Source organism: Oscillochloris sp. ZM17-4, assembly GCF_019599295.1.
In the GTDB taxonomy this organism is placed as follows: domain Bacteria; phylum Chloroflexota; class Chloroflexia; order Chloroflexales; family Chloroflexaceae; genus Oscillochloris.
This window is the reverse complement of record NZ_JAIEWN010000001.1, coordinates 268,624-278,380: the sequence shown is the minus strand read 5'-3', so window position 1 is coordinate 278,380 and position 9,757 is coordinate 268,624. Positions and strand designations below refer to the sequence as shown.

9 protein-coding genes and 1 pseudogene are annotated in these 9,757 nt (G+C 68.2%); 2 read left to right on the top strand and 8 right to left on the bottom strand.

Annotated features, from left to right (window positions below; all coding sequences use genetic code 11):
* The coding region (locus tag K2Z83_RS01130) for a peptidase M14 (protein WP_255603082.1) at positions 1–986 on the top strand (986 nt) is incomplete at its 5' end.
* 77 nt (positions 987–1,063) lie between these two features.
* On the opposite strand, the gene efp is transcribed toward K2Z83_RS01130, so the two are convergent.
* From efp to K2Z83_RS01090, 8 genes are all read right to left on the bottom strand, one after another.
* On the bottom strand, positions 1,064–1,633 hold the full coding sequence (efp, locus tag K2Z83_RS01125; protein WP_220593342.1) for an elongation factor P: 570 nt from the start codon (positions 1,631–1,633) through the stop codon (positions 1,064–1,066).
* A gap of 80 nt (positions 1,634–1,713) precedes the next feature.
* Positions 1,714–2,949: an enhanced intracellular survival protein Eis gene (gene eis, locus K2Z83_RS01120; RefSeq protein WP_220593341.1), complete on the bottom strand. Its 1,236-nt coding sequence runs from the start codon at positions 2,947–2,949 to the stop codon at positions 1,714–1,716.
* Positions 2,950–2,996: 47 nt separating this feature from the next.
* Entirely contained in the window at positions 2,997–4,418 is a 1,422-nt protein-coding gene (locus tag K2Z83_RS01115) for an NAD(P)/FAD-dependent oxidoreductase (protein ID WP_220593340.1), read from the bottom strand.
* Complete coding sequence (locus tag K2Z83_RS01110; protein WP_220593339.1) at positions 4,415–5,836, bottom strand: hypothetical protein; 1,422 nt, start codon at positions 5,834–5,836, stop codon at positions 4,415–4,417. Before K2Z83_RS01110 ends, K2Z83_RS01115 begins: the two co-directional genes overlap by 4 nt.
* A 14-nt stretch (positions 5,837–5,850) precedes the next feature.
* Positions 5,851–7,284 (bottom strand): hypothetical protein, encoded by a 1,434-nt coding sequence (locus K2Z83_RS01105; protein WP_220593338.1) that lies wholly within the window; start codon positions 7,282–7,284, stop codon positions 5,851–5,853.
* An 11-nt stretch (positions 7,285–7,295) separates the two neighbouring features.
* Positions 7,296–7,433: a hypothetical protein gene (locus K2Z83_RS01100; protein ID WP_220593337.1), complete on the bottom strand. Its 138-nt coding sequence runs from the start codon at positions 7,431–7,433 to the stop codon at positions 7,296–7,298.
* A gap of 92 nt (positions 7,434–7,525) precedes the next feature.
* A complete protein-coding gene (locus tag K2Z83_RS01095) occupies positions 7,526–8,500 on the bottom strand; it encodes a c-type cytochrome (RefSeq protein WP_220593336.1) in 975 nt (324 codons plus the stop codon).
* A gap of 82 nt (positions 8,501–8,582) precedes the next feature.
* The gene (locus tag K2Z83_RS01090; RefSeq protein WP_220593335.1) at positions 8,583–9,347 is read right to left on the bottom strand and encodes a hypothetical protein; all 765 of its coding nucleotides are present in this window, start codon (positions 9,345–9,347) and stop codon (positions 8,583–8,585) included.
* Between the two features lie 176 nt (positions 9,348–9,523).
* Here K2Z83_RS01090 and K2Z83_RS01085 point away from each other — a divergent pair.
* A pseudogene (locus K2Z83_RS01085) lies at positions 9,524–9,757 on the top strand (transposase); the annotation flags it as partial.

Here is a 9,757-nt window from a genome sequence, read left to right as displayed (position 1 = left end):
GCAACATGAACACGGACCTGGACGGCTGCGCCGAGAACGACTGGAGCCCGACCGTGCAGGGCGCGCGCGGCATCGTCTCGGACACCGGCGGCCCCTTCCCCGACTCGCAGGCCGAGAGCCGGCTCATCCGCGCCTTCCTGCTCGACGCCTCGGGCGTGATCTTCATCCACTCGAACGCCGGCCTGGTCTTCCCAGCCTTCTGCGAGCACGCGCCCTCGATCGCCATGGCCCAGGCATACGCGGCCGGCGCGGGCTACGCGTACAGCCGCTACTGGCCGAACTACGATATCACCGGCGGGATGAGCGACTGGGCGGGCAGCCTGGGGATCGCCGCGATCACGCCCGAGCTGGTGACGGGCGACGACAGCGAGTACGCGCAGAATCTGGCCGGGCTCCAGGCGGTGCTGGCCCAGTCTGCGGCGACCATGCCCGCGCCCGAGGCCGGCGAGGTGGATGGGGTGTCGGTGCCGGCGGCGATCTACCGCTACTGGCGGGCGCTGGGCGGGCGCGAGCGCTTCGGGCCGCCGCTCGCCCCCGCCCGCGCCGGCGGCGATGGCGTCAGCCAGGCCTTCGCCAACGCGCGGATCGAGCTGCGCAACGACTATGCCGACACGCCCTACTACGTGCAGCCCGCGCCGCTCGGCCGGGAGGCCGCCGATGCCCTGGCCTTCGGCGGGCGCGCGGCCATGGCCCCGGGCGACCCGGCGAGCGCGCCGATCTTCTTCGCCGAGACCGGCCACGGGATCAAGGAGGCCTTCCTGGACTTCTGGCGGCGCGGCGGGGGTGTCGATGCGCTCGGCCTGCCGCTCTCTGAGGAGTTTATCGGGCGCTCGGCCGACGGGCGGCTGCGGGAGATGCAGTACTTCGAGCGGGCGGTGCTGGCCTACTACCCCGAGGACGGCGGGGTGCGGCTGGAGCCGCTCGGGGCGCGCGCCCAGATGCTTGAGGCGCTGGCGCAGCCCCTCGCGCCGCAGACCATCCGCTGAACGCTGCGGCTTGAACAATATATGCCTGTCGCATATGGCCAGCGCAGCTGGCCATATGCGACAGGCATATATTAATTCTACACCCGCTCGATGTACGTTCCGGTGCGGGTGTCGATCTTCAGCACATCGCCCTCATTGACGAAGCCGGGCACCTGGATGACCGCGCCCGTCTCCAGGGTGGCCGCCTTGGTGACGTTGGTGGCCGTGTCGCCGCGCACGGCGGTCGTCGTCTCGGTGACGGCCAGGCTCACGAAGATCGGCAGCTCGACGCCCAGCAGCACCTCGCGCTCATCGTCGTAGACCAGGTCGGCGGTTTCATTCTCTTTGAGGAACTGCGCGCCCGAGCCCACGGCCGCCTCGCTGACCGGGACCTGGTCGAAGGTCTCGTTATTCATAAAGATGAAGTCATCGCCATCGCGGTAGAGGAACTGCATAGTGCGCCGCTCGATGCGGACGATCTCGATGTCCGAGCCGGCGCGCACGCGATCCTCGATCACCTTGCCGTTGTTGAGGTTCTTCAGCTTGAGGCGCACGAAGGCCCGCCAGTTGCCCGGCGCCACGTGCTGAAACTCTACCACCTGATACAGATCATTGTTGTAGCGCAGCACGATCCCTGTGCGCAGATCGGTCGTTGTTCCGGAAGCCATTAGATGTCAATACTCCTTGTGTGCGTGTGGGGAGGGCCAGGGAGGGTCTTCGCCCTGCCTGAAAATCACCTTTTCAACATTTAGAACGCCGTGAGGCATACCGGCTGGGCCGGGCTGTCAAACAGACGCCGGACTCTACCACTATAGTTGGGATCGTCGATCTCGGCAAGTCCGTAGCGACACAGCGCATCAACGCCGGTCGCGCCCATCACCAGAGACGAGAAGTGCTCGACGGCGACGCGCAGCCGCACGTCGGGCTGGGCTCCGGGGGCCAGCTCGGCCCGCCCGTCGCGGAAGCGCACGACCGTCTCGCCGGCGCTCTCGGGCAGGAAGCTGTCGCCCAGCTCGATCTCCAGGGTCAGGCTCTGGCCGCCGAAGTCGTGCTCGGGCAGGGCGGCGAAGAGCCCCGGCGTGTCGATCACCCGGTACATGATGCCCAGCCCCTGGGTGTTCGTCTCGTGGTAGACCGAGGGGTAGAGCGTGCCGCTGCCGTTGCGCGGGTCGCGCACGATCTGGTGCAGCTGGTCGTCCTGGATGTCGAGCACCACATTGGCGATCTGGTCGGCCTGGGCGTGCAGGAAGGCCATGATCTCGGCGAGGGCGGCCGGGTGCTCGTAGACCAGCTCGCGCACGACGATGTCGTTGGTGATGAAGTTGGCCCCCCTGCTGAATCCGTAGGCCATATAGCCGCGCACCTCGCCGCCGTCCACATAGGCCAGCACGCGCCCGCCGCTGGCGAGGAGCGGGGCCATGATCGCCGTGACCTGGCGCACGAACAGGCCGTGGGTCTGCCTCGCGTAGCGGCCATAGCAGGCCAGCAGCGCGGGCAGGTCGTCGGGGGTGAGGTGGCGCAGGTGGCCGCGCGCGCCACGCGGGAAGCTGTCGGGGCGCAGGCGGTAGTGGCTGAGCTTCGCGCCGTAGCCGAAGCCCATCTGGCGGTAGAAGTCGGGCCGGAAGGGCCAGAGCGCGGCCAGCGGCGCGCCCTGCTCGCGGTAGTGGCGTAGGTAGAAGTGGATGAGGTCGCGGGCGACGTGCTCCTTCTTGTGCAGCAGATCTACGGCGACCATGGCCACGCCGCCGACGGGCACCGGCGTGCCGTGGAAGTACATGGTGAAGTCGTGGTGGCGCATCCCGCCGAGCATCTGGCCGTCGCGGAAGGCGCCGTAGAGCCGGGTGGTCGGGTTCTCGGCCAGGCCCTGGCGCATGCGCTCGGCCAGCTCCTCGGGCGTCAGGCTTGCGCCGGGGTAGGCTCCGGCGGCGATCAGGGCGAACGAGTCGATCTCGTCATCGGTGATCGGGCGGATCTCGGTTGACATAACAAAACCCTCGTCATGATTGGCCAGGTAGGGGACGCCGCGGCCGATTATACCCCATCGTCCAGGGCGGCCGCCGCCGCGTGGGCGCCGCACATGCCGTGGACGCCGGGGCCGGGCGGGGTGGAGGAGGAGCAGAGGTAGATGCCGGGCGCGGGGGTGCGCCAGGGGCTTGGGCTGAGCACCGGGCGGGTGATCAGCTGGCGCCAGTCGGGCAGGCCGCCGCTGATGTCGCCGCCGATCAGGTTGGCGTCCCAGGCCTGCATGTCGGCGCAGCGCATGGCCGAGCGGGCCAGGATGCGGTCGCGAAAGCCGGGGGCGAAGCGCTCGATCTGGCCCTCGATCGCGGAGGTCATGTCGCGCGTCGAGTCGGCCGGGACGTGGCAGTAGGCCCAGACGATGTGCTTGCCCGCCGGCGCGCGGCTCGGGTCGAAGAGGGTCGGCTGGGCCAGCAGCACGTATGGGTGGGCGGCGTGCTCGCCGAGGTGGGGCGCCCGCTCGGCGTCCGCGACCTCGTCCAGGGTGCCGCCCAGGTGGACGGTGGCCGCCCGCGCGCACGCGGGCGCGGCCCAGGGCACCGGCCCGTCGAGGGCGTAGTCGAGCTTGAAGACGCCCGGCCCGTGGCGGAAGCGGCCCAGCTGGCGGCGGTAGCCCTCGGGCAGGCGGTCGCCGGCGACCTGCACCAGCTGGCGCGGCGTGAGGTCGAACAGGTAGGCCTTGGCGGGCGGCAGCTCGTCGATGTGGGCCACCGGCCAGCCGGCCATGATCTCGCCGCCGTGGGCGCACAGGCAGGCCGCCAGGGCGTCGGCGATCGCCTGGGCGCCGCCCTGGGGGATGGGCCAGCCGACGGCGTGGCCGAGCGCGCCGAGCACCAGGGCCGGCGCGGCGCTCAGCGGGGCCTCAAGCGGCAGGAAGGAGTGGCCGCCCAGCCCGGCCAGCAGGGCCGGCGCGGCATCACCCTGGAAGAGCGCGCGGGCCAGCAGCGCCACCGGCCAGAGCGCGCGCAGGCCGAAGCGGGCCGCCGCGACCGGGTGGGGCGGGAGGCCGCCCAGGGTGTCGAGCACCGTCGGCTGGATGTGGTGCCACCAGCGGGCCATGGGCTCCATCAGCCGCGCGTAGGCCGCCCCGTCCCGGCCGAGGCCCCGGGCGGTGGCCCGCACCGAGCGCTCCAGGGTCGCGGCGCGCCCGCCGTCGAGCGGGTGGGCCAGCGGCGTGGGCGGCTGCACCCAGCGCAGCCCGAAGCGCTCCAGCCCGAGCGAGCGGAAGACCGGCGAGGTCACGCCGAAGGGGTACACGGCCGAGCCGAGGTCGTGGCTGAAGCCGGGCAGGGTCAGCCCGGCCGAGGAGCAGGCCCCGCCGAGCTGGTCGCGGGCCTCGACCAGCAGCACCCGCCGGCCGGCCCGGGCCAGCAGGCAGGCCGCCGTCAGGCCGTTCGGCCCCGCGCCGACGATCACCGCGTCGTATGGGTTCATCTGCGGGCGATCCACAAGCTCACCTTCTCTGGCTCCAGGGTCTCTTGCACGGTGCTCAGTATATCAGCGCTGATCATATCGATGTCGGACTCCTGCTGGGCGCGGCGGGCGAACTCTTCCAGCACCTGCCGGGAGTCGTACTTCCTGCGGAAGAAGCGCCGGTCGATCAGGCGCTGCACCCAGCGGCGCAGGGGCTGGAAGAGCGCGGCGATCGCCAGGGTGCTGGCGACCACGGCCAGGGTGCTCTCCTGGCCGGTCAGGCGCACAAAGAGCGCCTGGAGCGCGACCACGCCGAGCAGGTAGATCGTGACGAGGCTGAATGTCAGGGCCGCGTAGACCAGCGTGCGCCGGATGATGATCGCGATGTCGAAGAGCCGGTAGCGGGTGATCGCGATGGCGAGGCAGATCGGCAGGGCCAGATTCGTCCCCAGACTCCATACGGCGTTCAGTAGCTCCTGTGCATTCAACCATGCGCCGAAGCTCGGGAATAGCAATGAACCTATCCAAACCGGGATCGGCAGGCAGTAGATCGCAAAGCCGTAGCCGATCCAGGCCGACTGGGCGCGCACCAGCGGGTCGTCATTGCGCGCCCTGATCTGGAAGGTGCTGGATAGAATAGCGATGATGATAAGCGCGGCGTAGAGCCCAAGTTGAGCGAGAAAGATCAAAAAGTTACCGCTGGAACTGGCGGCAAGCGCGGCGGCCAGGCCGAAGCCGAAGATCAGCGCCGCGCTGACCTTTGGCCAGCGCGAGACCGGCCAGATCGGGATGGGGAAGCTCAGCACCAGCAGGAGCAGGGCAGGGAGGCCCAGCCAGCCATACGAAAGCATAAGTAAGCCGGCGGCCAGGGCGATCAGCGGCGATTGCCAGAAGCTCCAGACATTCAGGCTGATCAGCACAGTTGAGAGCATCTGGCGAACAAAGCTCGTCGCCTGGGCGATCAGCAGCAGCCGGGTGGCCGAGCTGCCCGGGCGCAGGCCGAAGGCGACAGCAGCCACCAGCAGCGAGAGCAGATTAATCAGGTGATTTGTCCAGTCGGAGCTGATCATGCGTACGATCTCGCCCGCCCCCAGCGACTGCAGCGGCACCTGTAGCGTTAGCTCGACACCATCGCGCCGCACCACATAGGGCACCTCGGCCCCGGCGACCCAGCCGGCGGGTACGGGCGGGTTCATCATTGAGCTCAGGTCATCGCTCACGCTGCGCCCGGCCACCTGTAGTATCTCGTCGCCGGGGCGCAGCGGGGTCGGCCAGCCGCCGACGCAGGTTCGGATCGTCTGGCCGAGGCAGCCGTCGGTGGGTTGGGCAACGAGAAAGAGAAACACGAGCAGCTGGCAGATGCTGAATACCAGGATGCCGCCAATGGTCATCCACGCCCCGCGGTCGAAGCGGCGCTCTCGCGCGCTCAGGTCGCTCATCGGCGTGTCTCCGTTCACTTGATCAGCCACAGCCGCACCCCCTCCGGCTCCAGGGTCTCCTGCACCGTCTGGACGATATCGGCGCTGATCGTGTCGATGTCGGACTCCTGCTGCGCCCGCTGGGCGAACTGCTCAAGCACCTGCTGGGCGTCGTACTTCTTGCGGAAGAAGCGCTTGTCGATGATCGCCTGCACGCGCCGGCGCAGCGGCTGGAAGAGCGCGGCGATCGCCAGGGTGCTGGCGACCACGGCCAGCGTGCTCTCCTGGCCGGTCAGGCGCACGAACAGGGCCTGGAGCGCGACCACGCCGAGCAGGTAGATCGTGACGAGGCTGAGCGTGAGCACAGTATAGGCCAGCGTGCGCCGGATGATAATCTCGATGTCGAAGAGCCGGTAGCGCAGGATGGCGATGGCGATCATCACCTGAAATGCCGCCCCTCCGATAGGCATGGTGATGTTGGTGAGCGTATCGAGCCACTCTACTTGAGAGGGAATCAAACCGCCGATTGATAACAGAACTCCGATAAAAAGCGGGAGCGCACTGATCAGGAGAGCCAGGATACCGCCGAATGCCCAGAGCAATTGTGTGCGTTGCAGGCGATCCTGGCGGCGGAACACGGAATGGATTGTGGCCGCAAGCGCCAGGATAAAATAGACTGCACTCAGGCCAAAGCCGGCCAATGCAAGTACTCCAGGGCCAAATACAGCCACAAATAGCCAGTAAAGCATGAAGGGGATAAGCAGCAACCAGGGGAAACGCTGGATGATCTGTTTCGGTTGAGGGAATGTGAGCGTGAGCATGAATAGGCTTGGCGCTAGAAGCACAGCCCAGATCACATAACCGAATAAGATCGTCAGTAGCGCGATCCGGCTATAGGTCGTTGTGGGGCCGTCGGGCGTCAGATAGAAATCACTGCACTGGTTTGCCGTGGCAAAGAGCAGCAGCGCGCGGGCCGCCAGCTCGTGCGGGCGGCGCAGGAGCACGAACATGCTCAGACCGAACAGTGCCACACCGCCTAGCATCGCCAACACGCTGCCGATGTTGGGGAAACGATACGCGACCACGGAGGCGGTCGTCCAGCTCTTCAGGGGCACTGTCAGGTCGATGATCTGGCCGTTGCGCAACACGGTATAGGTGACCGTTGTCCCGCTTCGAAATTGCTCGGTGATTGGCGGCGGCATGATACCGTCGGCATAGCTCATTGGTAACGGCACACCATTAAGCGCCAGAAATCTATCACCGGGCTGAATAGGCCCCGGCTCACCGAACAGATTCGTCGTGAATACAGTGACAGGGTGATCGAAATCCCCCTGATCCTGGGTGCCCCAGCCTTCAGTTGGTAACTGCGTTCTGTAGAAAGCCAGGACAACATTGATCAGCACGAGCGTGCAGGCGAAGATCAGCAGGGCATAGCTCATCCAGCGGGACCGGCTTTCCAACGGGTTCACGGCTTCTCTCCTCAGTTCAGCAGGAACAGCGGCCCGCTGCCGGGCGGAAATAGCCCGAGGCTATATTCGACCACCAGGGCGAGGATCCAGATCAGCGCACCGGCAAGAGCGAGCATCCCAGTATTGCGGACAAAGGGTGTGAGCAGCATTATGTAGGCTCCTCTTGACACAATCGGCTGTCTATGTGATCGCGCAGATCGCGTCTTGATGTGCTGAATCACTATTGCCTGCCCCCTGTCCCCTACTGATTATCCGGCAGCGGCTCCAGGCTGGCAAGGTAGGCGTAGATGGCCCGCAAGTCGTCGTCGCTCAGCTTCTCGAAGTCCCGCCAGGGCATGTCTTCGCCCAGGGCGTGGCCGTCGGGGTAGACCCCGGTGCGCAGCAGGGTCACCAGCTCATCGGCCGAGAGCCGCTGGGGCATGGTGGTCAGGTTCGGGCCGGGGGGCGGGCCGTCGCCGCCGGGGGGCACGCCGGCCAGGTTCGAGCCGTGGCAGTCGGCACAGCCCAGGCTAACCAGGTAGCCGCCGTAGGCCGCAGTCGGCCCGCGCGGCGGGGCGCTCACCGGGGCCGTGATCGGCTCCTGGGCGCTGAAGAGCTCGGGCGGGAGGATGGTCGCGAACAGGATCGCGGTGAGCACATTCAGCTGGCGCGGCGGGCTGGCCGGCTCGACGGCGGGCTGGGCGCGCAGGTAGGCCACCAGGGCCAGCACATCCTCGTCGCTCAGGTTGCGGAACCCCGCCGAGGGCATGATCACCAGCGAGCGCCCGTCGCGGCCCACGCCCTCGCGGATGGCGCGGATGATCTCGCCGTCTGTCCACTCGCCCAGGTGGGCCGGGGTCAGGTTGGGCGCCCAGAGCGTGCCCATGGGCAGGGCGCCGTCCTCGGCCAGAAAGTCATGCCCATCCAGCGCCGGCTGCCCGCCGCTGGAGTGGCAGCCGGCGCAGCTGCGGGCGAAGCGCTCGCCGTCGGCGATGAGCTGCGGCGTGATCTGGTCGGGCAGGCGCAGCTGCGAGGGCGGGTTGGGGCGCACCGCGTTGATCTTGCTGTAGCCCACAAAGGCCAGGATAGTCGCCGCGCTGAACAGGAGCGTCAGCAGGCCGGCCGGGATGCCGCCGACGAGCCTGACCCAGAGCCGGCGCGCGCGGGCGGCGCGGTAGGTGAGGAAGCCGAAGATCAGTGCCAGGATGATCAGGATGCTCAGGCCGAGGTAGTCCATAGGTTACTCCATGCTCGCTTTCATTGGAGGCATGCCACACGTAGGGACGCAGCGCGCTGCGGGCGACCACGTTGGGTCGCCCCTACGGGCGCCGGAACGGGCGTGAGATGGCGTAGAGCATCGACCGGATGGCGGCGTTGTGGCGGATGTTGCCGGCCTGCCTCCACTGGAGCCGCCGGTCGACGCACTGCTTGTCGAGCTGCACGAGCTGGCCGGTGACGCCGTGGTGGGCGGCCAGGCTGGTCAGCACGTGGCGCCAGATCGCCTCCTGGGCCGCCGAGCCGCCCAGGGCGAAGCCCAGCTCGTAGATCGGGTCGTTGGCCCGGGCCATGCTCTGGACCTGGCAGACCGTGCAGCCGCCCACATCCTCGGCGCTGAAGGTGACCCAGCCCGACTCGGGGTGGCCCTGGGGCGTCATCAGGGTGAAGCTGACCTCATCGGCGTAGAGCACCATCACGCCGGTCTGCACGGGCATGCCCTGGAGCGAGGCGTTGATCAGCACGACCTCGCCGGGGGAGACGCCGGCCACCGAGGGGAAGAAGCGGTTCTGCGGCGGCTGGAACTCGGGGAAGTGGGCCTTCCATGCGGCGACCACCTGCTCGGGCGTGGCCGCGCAGCCCTCCAGGCGCAGGCGGTAGGTCTTCTGCCAGAGCCGGCCGAAGCCCTGGAGCGGGCCGACGACCTGGCGTCCCTCGACGTTCAGGCTGACCGCGCCGGCGGGCAGGGCGCCGACCTTGAGGGAGTCGGACTTGCGCGCCCAGTTCGCGGCGTCGCGGGACGCGGGGGACGCGGGGGACGCGGGGGACGCAGCACGCTGCGTCCCTACGGGGTTGTCTTCATTGGTCATAAGGTGCCTCCTGGGTTGCTGTCGCTGAGGCCAGTGTAGGCGGGGGGCGTCCGGGGAACGTTACGGCGGGCGTTACGGGCGGTCAGGGCGACCACGTTGGGTCGCCCCTACGCAACTTCTTGCTGGCGGCGGCGGTGTATCTCGTAGAGGACAGGCCATATTCAGGGAGCGCCGCCATGCCCGACGACCCACGGCGCCACGGCCGGCGGACGATCCGCCTGCGGGGGTACGACTACGCCCTGGCCGGGGCCTACTATGTGACGATCTGCGCGGAGAGGCGGGGGGAGGTGTTTGGGACGGGTGCCGGCGGCCAAGTGATCCTGAGCGAGCCCGGACGTATGGTCTGCGACTGGTGGCTCGCGCTGCCGTCACGATTCGCCGGGGTTGGACTTGGGTCCTGGGTGGTGATG